We start from the raw sequence: 16,821 nt of genomic DNA on the forward strand, positions 1-16,821 counted from the left end.
GTCAGAGGGCCTCCAGGTCAGCGAGAAAATCGTGCATCTCATTCAGGTCGTCGCTGGAGTGAGGCGTCAGGTGTTCCGCCAGCTGCTGCGCGTATTCGGACAGGGATGAGGTTCTGAAAAGCAGGTCGAGGGGCACGGCAGCCCCCTGTTCCATCTGTAGCCGTGCGGTCGCTTGGGTCGCCAACAGTGAATGCCCACCGAGTTCGAAGAAGTTGTCGTCGCGGCCGACGCGCTCCAGCTTGAGCACGTCCCGCCAGATGTCGGCCACGCGCCGCTCCAGCTCGCCCTCGGGCGCCACGTAGGCACGCAGCAGCTGGTTGCCGTCCGGCCTGGGCAGGCTCTTGCGGTCGAGCTTGCCGTTGGGCGTGAGGGGGAAGCGTTCGAGCACCAGCCAATGGGCGGGGATCATGTAGTCGGGCAGCGCCGACGCCAGGGCCGCCTTGAGCTGGCTGCGCAGCTCCGCCACCTCCAGAGCCTCGTGGGGCACCAGGTAGGCCACCAGCTGGCTGCCCAGGGGGCCTTCCTGGGCGACGACCGCCGCCTCGCGGATCAGCGGGTGGGCGAGCAGTTGCGCCTCGATCTCGCCCAGCTCGATGCGGAAGCCACGGATCTTCACCTGGTGGTCGACGCGGCCGAGGTACTCGATCACGCCGTCGGCCCGGTGCCTGGCCAGGTCCCCGGTGCGGTACAGGCGGGTGCCGTTGCCGAACGGGTCCGGCAGGAAGCGTTCGGCGGTCAGCGCCGGGCGGTCGTGGTAGCCACGGGCCAGGCCATCGCCACCGATGTACAGCTCGCCGATCACCCCCGCCGGGTTCGGTGCGAAGTCACCGTCGAGAATGAACAGCGAGGTGTTGGCGATCGGCCGCCCGAGCCAGGGGTGGGGCTGCTCCGGGGTCAAGCGGTGGGTCGCCGACCAGATGGTGGTCTCGGTGGGGCCATAGAGGTTCCACACGGCAGCGCCCAGGGCCAGCATGCGCTGGGCCAGGTCATCGGCCAGGGCCTCGCCGCCGCAGAGGAAGGTGCGGCCGGCCAGGATCGCGGCGCGGGGATGATCCAGCAGCATGCGCCAGGTGGACGGCGTGGCCTGGATGACGCTGACCCGCTGCTGCTCGATGAGCTGCAGCAGGCGCTCCGGGTCATGGGCGCCGTGCCGGTCCGCCAGCACCACGCAGGCGCCCTGGAACAGCGGGCCATAGAGCTCCAGCCCGAAGATGTCGAAGGAGAAGGTGGTCAGCGACAGCACCCGATCGGCCGCCTCGATGCCGGGCTCCCGCACCATGCTGGCGACGAAGTTGACCAGGGCCTGGTGGCGCACCATCACGCCCTTGGGCTTGCCGGTGGAGCCGGAGGTGTAGATGGCGTAGCACAGGTGTTCGCCAGCGACCGCGACCTGCGGGTCGACCGGGCTTTCCTCCAGGCTGGCCGCCGGCTCCACCAGCAGCGTGCGCACGCCAGCCGGCAGGGCGAACTGCCCGGCCAGGGCCGGCTGGGTCAGCAGCAGTTGCAGGCCGCTGTCCTCCACCATGTGCGCGAGGCGGTCCTGGGGATATTGCGGGTCGAGCGGCACGTAGGCGCCGCCGGCCTTGAGGATGGCCAGCAGGCCGACCACCATCTCGACGCCACGCTCCAGGGCGATACCGACGAGCTGGTCCGGCACCACGCCGAGCCCGATGAGCCGGTGCGCGAGGTGGTTGGCCTGGCGGTTGAGCTGGCCGTAGCTCAGTGCCTGCCCATCGAAGCGCAGGGCGATGGCGTCAGGCGTGGCGCGGGCCCGGGCCTCGAACAGCTGGTGCATGCAGGGCGCCTGCGGGTAGTCGGCGGCGGTGGCGTTCCACGCGCTGACCACACGCTCGTGCTCGGCCGCATCCAGCAGCCTCAGCTCGCCCAGCGGCCGCTCGGCGGCGTCGGGCATCTGCTGCAGCAGGTGGCCCAGGTGGCGGCCCAGTTGCTCGATGGCATCAGGGGCGAAGGCTTCGCGCTGGTAGCTGAACTGCACCGAGAGGCATTCGCCGAGGCTGACCATCAGGGTCAGCGGGTAGTTCGTCTGCTCCTGGCTGGCCACGGCGCCGAAACGCACCCCATGGGCGGCGCTCTGCTCCAGGGCCTCGGCGATGGGGTAGTTCTCGAACACCAGGATGTTGTCGAACAGGGCTTCGCCGCCCTGCCCGGCCCAGCGCTGGATGTCGAACAGCGGGGTGTGCTCGAACTCGCGCAGCGCCAGGTTCTGGGCCTGCAACGCCTGCAGCCAGTCGACCAGCCGCTGTTCGCCGCGCGGGCTGGCGACCACCGGCAGGGTGTTGATGAACAGGCCGATCTGCTGCTCGCTGCCGGGCAGGTCCGCCGGGCGGCCGGCGACGGTGGCGCCGAAGACCACGCCCGACTTGCCGGTATGGCGCTGCAGGAGCAGCAGCCAGGCGGCCTGTACCAGGGTGTTGACGGTGACCTTGGCGGCCCGCGCAAACGCGCCGAGCCGGCGGGTCGGCCCGGCATCCAGCTGGATGCCATGCAGGCCATGGGCGACCGTCGCGTCGTGGGCATCCGGCCTCGGGAAGACCGAGGCCAGGCGCACGGGCTCGTCCAGCACGCTCAGTTGGCGGCTCCAGAAGACTTCTGCAGCGGCCGCGTCCTGGCGCTGCAGCCAGGCGATGTAGTCGCCGTAGCGGCCCGGGACCGAAGGCAGCGTGCCCTGGCCGTAGTGCTGCAGCACCTCGGCGAACAGCTGGGCGCTGCTCCAGCCGTCCATGAGGATGTGATGGTTGGTGTAGATCAGGTGGTGGCGATCGTCGCCGGTGCGCACCAGGACCAGGCGCAGCAGCGGCGCCTGTTCCAGCTCGAAGCCACGGGCGCGTTCTTCCTCGGCCAGCGCATCGAGCGCCGCCTCCAGGCTGGCCTGGTCACGCCAGTCCAGCAGGCTGAAGGGGATGTCGAGCTGGCGGTAGACCAGTTGCACCGGCTGTTCGAGATCGCCCTGCCAGAAGAACCCGGTGCGCAGGATGTCGTGACGGTCCAGCACCGCCTGCCAGGCCGCGCGGAAGCGCGCGGGCTCCAGCCCCTCGATGTCGAGGCGGGTCTGGTTGACGTAGTTGCCGCGGGCCTGCTCGAACAGCGAGTGGAACAGCATGCCCTGCTGCATCGGTGACAGCGGGTAGAGGTCGTCGATGGCCGCAGCGGCCACCGGCAGCGCGTCGAGCTGGGCCTGGATCAGGCGGGCCAGGGGGAAGTCGGACGGGGTCACGCCCTGGTTCGCGGCGCTGCAGCAATGTTCGATCAGCGCACGCAGCTCGTTCTGGTAGTCATCGGCCAGGCGCTCGATGGTGGCGACCTCGAACAGCGCGCTGCTGAAGGTCCAGCTGAGGTCCAGCTCGCCGCCGAATACCTGGCTGTCCAGGGCCAGTTGGTTGCCCAGCGGCCCCTCCAGGTCGACTTCCTCGCCCCCCGACTCCGCGGTCGGGGCGAACAGGGCGGCATCGGCCTCATCGAAGCTGCCGTCGAACTGCCCCAGGTAGTTGAAGGTCAGGCGCGGCACGGGCAACTGGCCCAGCGCGGCGCGGGCCTGGGGCTCTCCCAGGTGGGCCAGCACGCCGAAGCCGATGCCCTTGTTGGGAATCGCCCGCAGCTGTTCCTTGATGCCCTTGAGCGCGGCCCCGAGGTCCCCCTCGGCGCTCAGCCGGGCCGGGAACACGCTGGTGAACCAGCCCACGGTGCGGGTCAGGTCGATGGCATCGAACAGGTCTTCACGTCCGTGCCCTTCGAGCTGGACCAGTACGTTCGCTTCACCGGTCCAGCGGGCGATGGTACGGGCCAGCGCCGTCAGCAGCAGGTCGTTGACCTGGGTGCGATAGGCCGCCGGGGCCTCCTGCAGCAGGCGGCGGGTCAGCCCGGCATCCAGGCGGCGACGGACCGCCACGGCGCTGCGGTGGGTCAGGCCCCCTTGCGGATGGTCGCACGGCAGGGACACGGAGGCGCCCTGCAGCTGCGCCTGCCAGTAACCCAGTTCCGCCTGCATGGCGGTGCTCCGGGCATGGGCCTGCAACTGCTCGGCCCAGTCCTTGGTGGAGCTGGTCTTGGCCGGCAGCGCGACCGCCTGGCCACCTTCGATGCGGCGATAGGCGAGCTGCAGGTCTTCGAACAGGATGCGCCACGACACGCCGTCCACCACCAGGTGATGGATGACCAGCAGCAGGCGCTGGCTGCCGTCATCGAGGGTGGCCAGGAGTGCACGCAGCAAGGGGCCCTGTTGCAGGCTCAGGCTGCGCTGCACGGTGTTGCCCAGTTCATGCAGCGCCTGGGCGTCGGCGACCCGGGCCTGTTGCAGCAGCGCTTCGCCCTGGGCCTGTGGCTCCTGGTAGCGGGCCGTCCAGCCCGCCTCGGTTTCGCTGAAGGACAGGCGCAGCCCGTCATGGTGCTCCACCAGGCGTTGCAGGGCCTGCTCGAGCGCCTCCGGCTGCAGGGGGCGGGTCGGCTTGAGCATCACCGACTGGTTCCAGTGATGGCGCTGGGGGATGTCGTTGTCGAAGAACATCCGCTGCACCGGCAGCAGCGGCGACTCGCCGCGCACCGGCCCCTGGTCGATGGTCAGGGTCGCTTCGCCCTGGCGCGCCACGCCGGCGAGCGCCTGGATGGTCGGGTGCTGGAACAGGTCTTTCGGGGTGAGGCGGATGCCCAGCTGGCGCGCGCGGCTGACCACCTGGATGGAGATGATCGAGTCACCGCCGAGCTCGAAGAAGTTGTCGTTCAGGCCGACCTGCTCCAGCTTGAGCACCTCTTCCCAGATCCGCGCCAGCTGCCGTTGCAGCTCGCTCTGCGGGGCCACGTAGGCCTGCTGCAGCTGGCTGAGGTCCGGGCGCGGCAGGTTCTTCCGGTCGAGCTTGCCGTTGGGTGTCAGCGGCAGGCGCTCCAGGCGCATCAGGTGGGACGGCACCATGTGCGCCGGCAGGCTGGCCTTGAGCTGCTCTCGCAGGCCCTCGACGAAGCCGGCCGCGTCGTCGCTGGCGACGACGTAGCCCACCAGGCGCTTGCCGCTTCCGGCCTCGCCTTCCTGGGCCACCACCACCGCCTCGCGCACGCCCTCCAGGGCCTGCAGGCTCGCCTCGATCTCGCCCAGCTCGATGCGGAAGCCGCGGATCTTCACCTGGTTGTCGATGCGCTCCAGGTAGTCGAAGGTGCCATCGGCACGCTGGCGCACCCGGTCGCCGGTGCGATAGAGCAGGCCGCCCGCGCTGCCGAAGGGGTCGGCGACGAAGCGCTCGGCGGTCAGGCCCGGGCGGTTCAGGTAGCCGCGCGCGAGGCCGCTGCCACCGAGGTAGAGCTCGCCGGTCATGCCCTGGGGCACGGGGTTGAGGTCGGCGTCCAGCACATAGGTGCTGCGATCACCGATGCGGCTGCCGATGGGGGCATAGGCCGCGCCGCATTGCTGGTCCCGCCCGGCCTTCCAGATCAGCGGGGTGACCACGGTTTCGGTCGGGCCATAGCCGTTGATGATGAAGTCGGGGTCCAGCGCCCGCTTCACCCGCTCGAAGCTGGCATTGGGCACCGCGTCACCGCCGAAGCAATAGATCCTCACCCGGGGCGGGTTGCCCTCGCGCTCGGCGTGCTCGGCCAGTTGCTGCAGGTACACGGGCGGGAACGCCGCCACGGTCACGCCTTCGGCCTGCATCGCGCGGTAGGTCTGCTCCGGGGTCCAGAGGCTGTCATCGCGGATCAGCAGCGAGCCGCCGTGGGTCAGGCTGGTGAGCCAGCGCTCGTGCGCGCCGTCGAAGGCGAAGGACATGAAGTGGAATTCGCAGTCGTCGGCGCTCATCTCGTAACGCTCGCCGATCGCCTGGCAGTGCATGCTCAACGGGCCATGGGCGACGCATACGCCCTTGGGCTGGCCGGTGGAGCCGGAGGTGTAGATCACGTAGGCCAGGTGGTGCGGGTCGACCTGTACTTCCGGGGCCTGGCGCGGATGCCGCGAGAGGTCGAGGCGGTCGAGTTCCAGCACCTTGAGGTCGGCGTCGACGGGCAGCGCGGGCAGCAGCTGCGAGTCGCTCAGCAGCAACGCGAGCCCGGAATCCTTCATCAGGTAGGCCAGCCGCTCGCGCGGGTAGCTGCTGTCCAGCGGCACGTAGGCGCCCCCGGCCTTGAGCACCGCCAGCAGGGCGACGATCAGGCCATCGCCACGGGGCAGCGCGACGCCGACCCGGACTTCCGGCCCGATGCCCTGGGCCACCAGCTCGTGGGCCAACTGGTTGGCACGGCCCTCCACCTCGGCGTAGCTGAAGCGCTGCCCGGCGAAGATCACCGCGGTACGTTGCCCCTGCGTTGCGGCGAGCTCGGCGAAACGCCGGTGCACCGGCGTCTCGACCGCATAGGGTTGCGGCAGGTTCTGTTCCTGCAGCTGCGCCCGTTGCTCAGGGGTGACCAGGGCGATTTCGCCCAGCCGGCGCTCGGCCGATACGCAGAATTCCTGCAGCAGGTGCAGCAGTTGCCCGGCAACGCGGGCGACGGCCGCCTCGGAGAAACGGGCGGGCGCATAGCTGCAGTGCAGGGCCAGGGTTTCTCCCAGGGTCACGCCGACGCTCAGGGGGTAGTGGGTCTGGTCGAAGTTGCCGACCGCGCCGAAACGCACCCCGAGCGTCCCGCCCTGGCGCAGTGCTTCGGCGATCGGGTAGTTCTCGAAGACCAGGATGTTGTCGAACAGGGCCTCACCGCCCTGCCCGGCCCAGCGCTGGATGCTGGCCAGCGGCGTGTGCTCGAACTCCCGCAGCGCGAGGTTCTTCTCCTGCACCGCTTGCAGCCAGTCGGCCACGCGCTGGTCCGGCCGGGAGCCGGCGACCACCGGCAGGGTGTTGATGAACAGGCCGATCTGTTGCTCGATGCCTGCCACCTCGGCAGGGCGCCCGGCCACCGTGGAACCGAAGGCCACCGACTCGGCGCCGGTGTGGCGCTGCAGCAGCAACAGCCAGGCGGCCTGCACCAGGGTGTTGACCGTGATCTTCTGCTGACGGGCGAACGCATTCAGGCGCTGGGTGCGCTGCGGGTCCAGCGCGGCATCGAGCAGGCGGTGGCTGCCCGCCTCCAGCAGGTCCTGGGGCTGGACACAGGCCTGGGCGAGCAAGGTGGGCTCCTGCAGCTCGGCGACCTGCTGTTTCCAGAAGCCTTCGTCACGCACCGCATCCTGCTGGTGCAGCCAGCGGATGTAGTCACGGTAACGGCCGACGACGGGGGCAGGCGCCTCTGCGCTGTAGCGCTGCAGGACTTCACCGAGCAGCTGCGAGCTGCTCCAGCCGTCCAGCAGGATGTGGTGGTTGGTGAACACCAGGTGGTGGCGCTCGTCGCTCGTGCGGATCAGCGCCAGGCGCAGCAGGCCCGGTTGCGACAGGTCGAAGCCACGTGCCCGGTCCTCTTCGAGGAAACGCGCCAGCGCCACATCGATATCGCGACGGCCACGCCAGTCCAGCTCCACGAAGGGCAGGCTCACCTGGCGGTGGAGCACCTGCAGCGGATGGGGCAGATCGCCCTGCCAGAGGAAGGCCGTGCGCAGGATGTCGTGGCTGTCCACCGCCGCCTGCCAGGCGTCGCGGAAGCGCTGCGGGTCCAGCCCGTCGACGTCCACGCTCAACTGATTGATGTAGGTGCCATCCCCCTGCTCGTAGAGGCTGTGGAACAGCAGGCCCTGCTGCATGGGCGACAGCGGGTAGATGTCTTCCACCGCCTGGGCGGGCAGCCCGAGCGAGTCCAGCTGGGCCTGGTCCAGGCCGGCCAGGGGGACATCCGAGGGCGTGAGGCCCGCTGCGTCTGCCTGGCAGCAGTGCTCGACCAGGGCTTGCAGCTCCAGGCCGTAGCCGTCCGCCAGTTGGCGGATGTCGGCTTCATCGAACATATCCTGGCTGAAGGTCCAGCGCAGTTCGAGCTCGCCGTCGTAGACCTGCCCTTCCACGCCCAGCCAGTTGTCCAGGGGCGCATCCGCGCTCTGTTCGGCCCCGGCACGCTCGCTGGCGGGCACCAGCAGCGCGCCCTCGCGGCTGTCGAAGCTGCCGTCGAATTGCCCCAGGTAGTTGAAGGTGATGCGCGGTTGTGGCAACCGTGCCAGCGTCTCGCGGTCCGCCGCCTGCCCGAGGTAACGCAGGATGCCGAAGCCGATGCCCTTGTTGGGGATGGCCCGCAGCTGCTCCTTGACCCGCTTGAGGGTGTCCGCAAGGCCCGGAGCCGGGCTCAGGCGTACCGGGAACAGACTGGTGAACCAGCCGACGCTGCGGCTGAGGTCGATGCCGTCGAACAGGTCTTCGCGGCCATGCCCTTCCAGCTGGATCAGGACATGCGCCTGCCCCGCCCATTGGCCCACGACCCTGGCCAGGGCGGTGAGCAGCAGGTCGTTGACCTGGGTGCGGTAGGCCGCGGGGGCCTGCTGCAGCAGCTGCCGGGTGCGCGCCCGGTCCAGCCGGCTGCGCACCACCCGCGCGTGGCGGCTTTGCAGGCCGCCTTCCGGGTTGCGGCACGGCAGTTCGGTGGTCGCACCCTCGAACTGGGCGGTCCAGTACCCCAGCTCGCGCCTGGCCGTCTCGCTCTGGGCGTAACCCTGCAGCTGCTCGGCCCAGCTCTTGTAGGCGCTGGTCTTGGCCGGCAGGGACGGTCGCTCGCCCTGGGCGCTTTGCTGGTAGGCCCGCTGCAGGTCTTCCAGCAGGATGCGCCAGGACACGCCGTCGACCACCAGGTGGTGCACGGCGAGCAGCAGGCGCTGGGTGCCGTCCTGCAGGGTGGCCAGCACCGCGCGGAGCAGCGGCCCGTCACGCAGATCGAGGCTGCGCTGGGCATCGGTGCACAGCGCCTGCAGGTCGTCATCCGCCACGTCGTCACGCACCCAGAGCAGGGTCGGCAGGCCGGCAGCGAGGCCGGCCAGTTCCGCCCGCCAGGCCTCGCCACGCTGTTCGAAGCGCGTGCGCAGCGCATCGTGATGCACGACCACGGCGTGCAGCGCCTGCTCCAGCGCGGCGGCCTGCAGCGGCTCGAGCGGGCGCAGCAGCAACGCCTGGTTCCAGTGGTGCCGGTCGGGGATGGCTTCGTCGAAGAACCCGTGCTGGATCGGCAGCAACGGCAGCTCGCCGGTGACCGGCCCCTGGTCGATGCCCTGCCCGGCCTCGCCGAGGCGGGCCACGGCGGCCAGGGCCTGGACGGTCTGGTGCTGGAACAGATCGCGCGAGGTGAACGCGATACCGGCCTGGCGGGCCCGGTTGACCAGTTGGATGGAGACGATCGAGTCGCCGCCCAGCTCGAAGAAGTTGTCGGTCAGGCCGACCCGCTCCAGCTTGAGCACGTCCTGCCAGAGACTGGCGATGCGCTGCTCCAGCTCGCTGCGCGGTGCCACGTAGGCCTGTTGCAGCTGGCTCGCATCCGGCAGCGGCAGGGCCTTGCGGTCCAGCTTGCCGTTGGGGCTCAGGGGCAGCGCATCGAGGAACAGGATATGCGCCGGCACCATGTAGTCCGGCAGGCTGCCGCGCAGCTGCTCGCGGATGCCCTCGCGCACCTCGTGCTGGGCATCGCCAGGCGCCTGGGCCAGGGCCTTGTCCGTCGCCACGACATAGGCCACCAGTTGCAGCGCCGATTCGCCCTGCACGGCCTGCACCGTGGCATCGCCGACGGTGTCCAGCTCCAGCAGACGCGCCTCGATCTCGCCCAGCTCGATGCGGAAGCCACGGATCTTCACCTGATGGTCGACACGGCCGACGTATTCGATGACACCGGCCTCGTTGAAGCGCGCCAGGTCACCGGTGCGGTACAGACGGCCACCGGTGGTGGAGAACGGGTCGGGGATGAAGCGCTCGGCGGTGAGGCCGGGGCGCTGGAAGTAGCCCCGGGCGAGCAGCTCGCCCCCGATCATCAGCTCGCCCACCACACCCACGGGTACCGGTTGGCCGTTGCCATCCAGCAGGTAGGTGCTGCGCCCGGGCAAGGCGCGACCGATCGGCAAGACCCGCGGCAGCGCCTGGCGGCCCTCGACATAGTCGCTGCAGTCGAAGGTGGTGGCGGTGACGGTCGCCTCGGTCGGCCCGTAGGTGTTGAGCAGCCGTACCTGTTCGAGCCCGGCCTGGCGCCAGGCCTGCACCCCTTCCGGCGGCATGGCTTCGCCGCCACTGTGCACCTGGCGCAGCACGCCGTAGTCGCGCGGCCCGGCCGCGGCGAACGCCTTGGCCATCATGTTCCAGTAGGCGGTGGTCAGGTCCATGACGGCGATGCGCTGTTCGAGGATCTGCCGGTACAGCGTCTCGCTGTCCCACACCTCGGTGCCACGCATGACCACCGATGCACCATGGATCAGCGGCCCGTACAGCTGCTCGGCGAAGGCGTCGAAGTTGAAGGTGGCGAACTGCAACACGCAGTCGCCGCGCTCCAGGCGGTAGTAATGCACCGCCGCATGGGCGTGCCCGGCCAGGGCGCCGTGGCTGATGGCCACGCCTTTGGGCCGGCCGGTGGAGCCCGAGGTGAACATCACGTAGGCCAGGTTGCCGAGGCTCGCACGCGGCGGGAGGTTATCGCCGGCGGCATGTGCCCCGGCGTCTTCGTGGTCCAGGCACAGGGTCGGCAGCGTATCGGGGATCGGCAGGCGCTCGAGCAGTGCGGCCTGGGTCAACAGCAGCCGACAGCCGCTGTCCTCGATCATGGCGGCCAGGCGCTCGCGGGGGTATTGCGGGTCCAGCGGTACATAGCCGCCGCCGGCCTTGAGCACGGCAAGAATCGCGACCACCAGCTCCAGGCTGCGGTCCACTGCGACACCGACCAGCACCTCAGGCCCTACACCCCGCTCCACCAGCACATGGGCCAGGCGGTTGGCACGGGTGTTCAACTGGCCGTAGGTCAGCCGCTGGCCCTCGCAGACCAGCGCCAGCGCCTCCGGATCACGGGCGGCCTGTACCTCGAACAGCGCATGGACACACTCTGTGGCGGGCTGGGCCTGCTCGTAGCCCCCCCAGCCCTCCACCAGCTGGCGGTACTCGGGATCGGCCAGCAACGGCAGCTCGCCGACGCGCTGTTGCGGGTTCCGCACCATGCCGTGCAGCAGGTTGGCCCAATGCTGCGCGAGGCGCTCGATGGTGGAGGCGTCGAACAGGTCGCTCGCGTAGGTGAAGGAGGCATGCAGGCGGCCCGCCTTCTCGAAGGTGTCCAGGCTCAGGTCGAACTGGGTGGTCCGGCTCTCCCAGTCGATCACGCCCAGTTCCAGTCCGCTTCCCACCTTGAGGGTGGTGACATCCGCCACGTCGGGCTGGTGGTTGTACATGACCTGGAACAGCGGGTTGTAGCTGAGGCTGCGCTCCAGCTTCAGCGCCTCCACCAGGCGCTCGAAAGGCAGGTCCTGGTGGGCCTGGGCGCCGAGAGCGGTCTCCTTGATGTCGCGCAGCAGGTCTCCCAGGGAGGTGCGGCCGTCCAGGCGGGTGCGCAGCACCTGGGTGTTGACGAAGAAGCCGATCAGCCCTTCGATCTCGCTGCGGTTGCGGTTGGCGATGGGCACGCCGATGCGCAGGTCGGTCTGCCCGGTGTAACGGTGCAAGAGGACGTTGAAGCTGCCCAGCAGCAGCATGAACAGTGTCACCCCGTGCTGCCTGGCCAGCTCGCGCAGCTGCTCCGACAGCGCCGGCTCCAGGGCCAGCTCATGGCGCAGCCCCTGGTAGCTCGGCAGCGCCGGGCGTGGATGGTCGGTGGGCAGCTCCATCACCGGGTGCTCATCGCCCAGCTGCGCGAGCCAGTAGCCGAGCTGGCGCTCCTGCTCGCCCGCCTCCAGCCATTGCCGTTGCCACAGCGCATAGTCGCGGTACTGCACCGGCAGCGGCGCCAGCTCGGGCTCCCGCCCCTGCTCGTGAGCGTCGTAGAGCCGGCAGAATTCCTCGATCAGCACGCCCATCGACCAGCCATCGGAGACGATGTGGTGCAGGGTCAGCAGCAGGACGTGCTCACGCTCCGCCAGCCGCAGCAGGCGCACCCGCAGCAGCGGCCCATTGGCCAGATCGAAGGGTTGCAGGGACTGCTCCTGCGCCTGCCGGGCGACCTCCACCTCGCGCTCGGCGCTGGGCAGCGCACTGAGATCGTCACGCTCGATGACCAGTGGGGCGTCGAAGGCGACCAGGCGCAGGCTGTCATCCTCGGTTGGCCGGAAGACCGTGCGCAGCGTCTCGTGGCGCGCCACCAGGCTGGCGAAGGCGGCTTCCAGGGCGGCCTCGTCCAGTGGCCCGGTCAGGCGCACGGCCGCCGGCAGGTTGTAGGCACCGCTTTGCGGGTCCAGGTGCCAGAGGAACCACATGCGCTGCTGGGCATAGGACAGCTTGTCGCGCTCAACGGACTCCACCCCCGACGGAATCGGGAACACCGAGAAATCGATGCCTTCCTGGCGCAGGCTGGCGAGGAAAATCCTGCGTTTCTCCAGGGGCAGCTCGATAAAGCGGCGCGCGAGTTTCAGGGAGTCTTCTGCATTCATCGGTCTTCTTCCGTGCACGTGGGCAACGAGCGTTCAAGGCTCGGTCGTCCATGGAAAACGGATGGAAGGCTCGGAAAATTAGCGCTGCCAGCCCCGCCGGCAAAGGCGCGGGACGGGCGGATTTCCATAGGCATCAAGCAATTGGCCGCCCAGGGGCATCTTCGTGCGCTCCCGCTGCGGGAGGCTTACCAGGACAGGGCGCGACCGACCCCTGAACGCCGCCGCTCGACCCTGGCGGCGAGGACGTTGCGCAGGTAGCCCAGCACCTCCGCTTCCAGGGTGTGGAAATAGAAGTGGCCACCCTCGAACTGGCGCAGCTCGAGGGTGGCGGAGGTCTCATCGCCCCAGGCGCGGAGCTGGGCGCGGGTGATCCGGTCATCGACCCCCGAGAGCACATGGATCGGGCAATCCAGCGGCGTGCGCGGCCTGGGCCGGTGGCCGACGCAAAGCAGGTAATCGGCGCGCAGGAGAGGCAGCGCCATCGACCCGCTGATGCCGGTGACAGGGGCCGGGTCATGCCCCAGGTGGAACAGGCTGGCACCGCACTCCTCCCGACGCGCGGGCGCAGCCGCTCCCGAGACGAACAGGCAGCGGGGCATCGGCAGCCCCCGCGCCCTCAGGACATGCAGCAACTCGCAAGCCAGCAAGGCCCCGAGCCCGTGCCCGAACACCGCATAGCGCCCATGGCGCAACGCCGGCTCCAGCTCACGGGCCAGTTGCCGCGCCAGCCCGACGATATCGGTCTGCGCGGGCTCTTCCGCACGCTCGCCACGACCCGGCAACTCCAGCGGGTGAAGCTCCAGCCAGGCCGGCAGGTGCCGCTGCCATCGCAGATAGACCTGTGCGCTGGCACCACAGAACGGCAGGCAGATCAGCCGCAACGAAGAAGGCGCCATTCAGCCCGCCAGGCGGCCCTTGCCGGCGAGGTACCAACCGACGGGAATCGCCTTGCGGGCGCGCCAGACGGCGCGGTGCCGCACCCGGAACAGCCGGTCGTCACGATCGAATACGAATGCCATGGGGTCTGCTCGAAATGAATGAGGCGCCCATGACGGGGCGCCTCGGGGAAGACGGACGCTTCAGCGGCGGGATGGGCGACTCAATCCCGCAGCGCGGCCGCCAGTGCCCGACCGAAGCGGCGGGCGACTTCGTCCACCTGTTCGGCGGTGATGATCAGCGGCGGCAGGAAGCGCACCACGCTGCCATGGCGGCCGCCCAGCTCGAGGATCAGCCCGCGCTTCAGGCACTGCGCCTGCAGGCGCGAGGCCAGGGCGTTGAAGGTCGGGGGGTGGCCGAGGGCGTCGCGCGGGCCGGACGGGTCCACCAGCTCGACGCCGAGCATCAGGCCGCGGCCACGGATGTCGCCCAGTTGCGGGTAGTCACGCTGCAGCTCACGCAGGTGGCCCACCAGGCGCTCGCCCATGGCGGCGGCGTGGCCGGGGATGTCGTGCTCCTTGAGGTAGCGCAACACCGCCGAGCCAGCGGCCATGGCCATCTGGTTGCCCCGGAAGGTGCCGGCGTGGGCGCCCGGACCCCAGACGTCGAGCCATTCGCGATAGACCATCACCGCCAGCGGCAGGCTGCCACCGATGGCCTTGGACAGCACCACCACGTCGGGCACGATGCCGGCGTGCTCGAAGGCGAACATCCTGCCGGTACGGCCGAAACCGCTCTGGATCTCGTCGACGATCAGCGCCACACCGGCTTTCTCGGTGATGCGACGCAGGCCGCGCAGCCACTCGATGTCCGCCGGCACCACACCGCCCTCCCCCTGCACCGCTTCGACGATCACGGCGGCGGGCAGCAACACGCCGGCCTCCGGGTCACTGAACAGGTTCTCCAGGTAGTGCAGGTTGGCGCGTACACCGGCTTCGCCACCGATGCCGAAGGGGCAGCGGTAGTCGTAGGGATAGGGGGCGAACTGCACGCCGTTGCCCAGCACCGCGCCCAGGGCCTTCTTCGGCCCGAGGTTGCCCATCAGCCCCAGGGCGCCCTGGCTCATGCCGTGGTAGCCACCCTGGAACGAGAGGATGGTGCTGCGCCCGGTGGCGGTGCGCACCAGCTTCAGCGCGGCTTCCACGGCGTCGGTGCCGGTGGGGCCGCAGAACTGGATCTTCGCCTCGCGGGCCAGGCCCTCGGGCAGCAGGCCGAAGAGGTCCTGGACGAACTGGTCCTTCACCGGGGTGGTGAGGTCCAGGGTGTGCAGCGGCAGCTCGTCGGCGAGCACCTGGCGGATGGCGTCGATCACCACCGGGTGGTTGTGACCCAGGGCCAGGGTGCCGGCACCGGCCAGGCAATCGATGAAGGTGCGGCCTTCCACGTCCTCGACATAGAGCCCGCGCGCGCGCTTGAGCGCCAGGGGGATGCGCCGGGGGTAGCTGCGGGCATTGGACTCCTGCTGCTTCTGGCGGGCCAGCAGCGGCGTCTCCTCGAACTGGTAGAGCGTCTCTTCTTCTGCGGCGGACAGCGGCAGGCTGGTAGCGGCTTGCATCCTTCGACCCTCGATAAAGTGGCATCAAGCTCCGGGCCGTGCGCTTGTGGCGCTTCTCGGCCTTGTGCAGAGGAGACGATGGAGCGGGCTGGCGATTTAGCGACTTATGAGCAGCGGCGTCACAGAGAAGCAAACCGTTACACTGCGTGCCTCGAAACCAGGGAGGCAATCCTCTATGCAGACCACGGAACAGGCACGAGCCAACCTTGAGACGGCACGTACCCTGCTGGGTCGGCGCCTGACAGGAGTACGCAACGCCCGCTACCTGTTCAGTGGCACGCCCGATGCGGAAGCCGTCGGCGAGATCGAGTTCGCCTGCGAAGAGGGTGTTCGGGTGACCCTATCCCTCGCCTCCGATGGAGAAAGTGCTCTGGCCACAGCCCGGGCACTTAATGTCATCGAAGGGTTCGAGATCAGTGATACCGACCGTTGCGACTGGATGGCCGAGAACCTTCTCGTCAGCCTGGATGCCGACCATCTCGTCGGGCTGAAGGTGGTTGAGGTCGAAGGGCTACAGGTCACCTACGCCAACCAAGACGCACTCTTTCTCGTGGGTTTCAGAGTCACTCTGGAAGGGGGTGACTACCTGGTGTTTTTCAACTGCGGCGACGAGGAAGCCGTGTGCCTCAATCAGCTTCCCCCGCCCCTGAGCGGTGTCGATGAACGCTGGGTCAAGGAGATCTGAGGCGATGAAGGTCTATCTGGACGACGAACGCACCACCCCCGACGGCTGGGTCCGCACCTGGTGGCCGGACGAGGTGATCGAGCTATTGAAGACGGGCAGTGTCAGCGAGCTGAGCCTGGACCACGACCTGGGCGACGACGAACGCGGCACCGGCTACGACGTGATCCTGTGGATCGAGGAAGCCGTCGCCCTGCACGGCTTCGTGCCGCCACGCATCCACGTGCATTCGGCCAATTCCTCGGCGGTGCTGAAGATGCAGGCCGGGGTCCGCGCCATCGAAGCCCTGGCCCGGCGCAACCGCCAGCCCTGGGCCGGGTGACTCGACGTCAGACTGAAGGCAGGTGCAGGAGCGCCTTTCTGATCTAGTCTCTTGCAGCATTCATCAGGGAGGAGCGCCCATGCCAAGAGGCCCGCAGAAAACCAAGAGCAAGCTGAGAGTCCATATCGACCCCGTCTCCGGAGACGTCAAGGTGACCGGCCGCCCGGATTGGACCACCAACGCCAAGCGCATCAAGGTCAACCAGCGCTCGAGCCACGGCGACATCGAGGACAGGCGACACATGGTGCATTGGAGCCAGTCGATCAGGAAGAACGCCGAGCGTGTCTTCAGTGCCATCAACCAGGCGTACGGATCGGATGCCAAGAAGCTCTACGAGGTGTTGGTCGAGCCCTTGCAGTCGCGGAACCTCAAGCGCATCCCCAAGAACAGCAAGGATGTGATGCTCTATATCGCCAAGTACCTGAACAGCGCGCCGGTGAACCTGGTGGCGGGCCGGGCCGATACCAACAAGGCCATCGAGATCGTGCGCAAGAACCTCGATCTCTTCGCCACCTACCTGCGCGAAAGCCATACGGACAGCGACACCGACCCGGCTTCAACGACCAACCACCAGCGCATGCAGGCATGCAGGGCCAAGGCCCGGGAGCTGCTGCCGGTCGGCGACAAGAGCAGCGACATCAAGGCCCAGGTCAGCAAGATCCACAAGCAGCTGATCGCTCATATCGATGGCATCGAGTCACCCGCCGAACTCTGGTCGCTGCTGTTCGACCTGCGCTATTCGGTGACCTTCGACATCTCGCCGATGGCCCAGCGCCAGGCGACCGAAAAGATGCTCAGTTGGGAGCGGATGATGCTTTCGTCCACCTACATGCCGGCGACAGACCAGCTCGAGCGGCTGGTCTCGCTCGCGGACGCCTGAG

Annotated in this window: 7 protein-coding genes; 3 read left to right on the top strand and 4 right to left on the bottom strand. The window is 68.9% G+C overall.

Features of this window, described 5'->3' with window-relative positions:
• Nucleotide 1 precedes the first annotated feature (1 nt).
• The 4 genes from ACXI0U_RS28685 to ACXI0U_RS28700 form a co-directional block, all read right to left on the bottom strand.
• Complete coding sequence (locus ACXI0U_RS28685; RefSeq protein ID WP_431484294.1) at nt 2-12,445, bottom strand: non-ribosomal peptide synthase/polyketide synthase; 12,444 nt, start codon at nt 12,443-12,445, stop codon at nt 2-4.
• A 185-nt stretch (nt 12,446-12,630) separates the two neighbouring features.
• Complete coding sequence (locus ACXI0U_RS28690) at nt 12,631-13,341, bottom strand: thioesterase II family protein (protein ID WP_431484293.1); 711 nt, start codon at nt 13,339-13,341, stop codon at nt 12,631-12,633.
• On the bottom strand, nt 13,342-13,464 hold the full coding sequence (locus tag ACXI0U_RS28695) for a hypothetical protein (RefSeq protein WP_271661089.1): 123 nt from the start codon (nt 13,462-13,464) through the stop codon (nt 13,342-13,344).
• Between the two features lie 80 nt (nt 13,465-13,544).
• Entirely contained in the window at nt 13,545-14,936 is a 1,392-nt protein-coding gene (locus ACXI0U_RS28700) for an aspartate aminotransferase family protein (protein ID WP_431484292.1), read from the bottom strand.
• A 175-nt stretch (nt 14,937-15,111) separates the two neighbouring features.
• On the opposite strand from ACXI0U_RS28700, the gene ACXI0U_RS28705 reads away from it, so the two are divergent.
• From ACXI0U_RS28705 to ACXI0U_RS28715, 3 genes are all read left to right on the top strand, one after another.
• Nucleotides 15,112-15,621 (top strand): hypothetical protein, encoded by a 510-nt coding sequence (locus tag ACXI0U_RS28705; protein WP_431484291.1) that lies wholly within the window; start codon nt 15,112-15,114, stop codon nt 15,619-15,621.
• A 4-nt stretch (nt 15,622-15,625) separates the two neighbouring features.
• Nucleotides 15,626-15,940, top strand: a complete 315-nt coding sequence (locus ACXI0U_RS28710) for a cyclic-phosphate processing receiver domain-containing protein (RefSeq protein ID WP_316927493.1) — start codon at nt 15,626-15,628, stop codon at nt 15,938-15,940.
• A 79-nt stretch (nt 15,941-16,019) separates the two neighbouring features.
• Nucleotides 16,020-16,820 carry a hypothetical protein gene (locus tag ACXI0U_RS28715; protein WP_479551183.1) on the top strand — a complete coding sequence of 267 codons (801 nt, stop codon included), beginning with the start codon at nt 16,020-16,022 and terminating at the stop codon, nt 16,818-16,820.
• Nucleotide 16,821: the final 1 nt, after the last annotated feature.

This window comes from Pseudomonas sp. C9D1 (assembly GCF_056491235.1).

Bases quoted from the DNA above. Each gene is read 5' to 3' on its own strand.
- ACXI0U_RS28690 (WP_431484293.1), bottom strand. From the start codon at position 13,341: ATGGCGCCTTCTTCGTTGCGGCTGATCTGCCTGCCGTTCTGTGGTGCC.
- ACXI0U_RS28685 (WP_431484294.1), bottom strand. From the start codon at position 12,445: ATGAATGCAGAAGACTCCCTGAAACTCGCGCGCCGCTTTATCGAGCTG.
- ACXI0U_RS28710 (WP_316927493.1), top strand. From the start codon at position 15,626: ATGAAGGTCTATCTGGACGACGAACGCACCACCCCCGACGGCTGGGTC.
- ACXI0U_RS28705 (WP_431484291.1), top strand. From the start codon at position 15,112: ATGCAGACCACGGAACAGGCACGAGCCAACCTTGAGACGGCACGTACC.
- ACXI0U_RS28700 (WP_431484292.1), bottom strand. From the start codon at position 14,936: ATGCAAGCCGCTACCAGCCTGCCGCTGTCCGCCGCAGAAGAAGAGACG.
- ACXI0U_RS28715 (WP_479551183.1), top strand. From the start codon at position 16,020: ATGCCAAGAGGCCCGCAGAAAACCAAGAGCAAGCTGAGAGTCCATATC.
- ACXI0U_RS28695 (WP_271661089.1), bottom strand. From the start codon at position 13,464: ATGGCATTCGTATTCGATCGTGACGACCGGCTGTTCCGGGTGCGGCAC.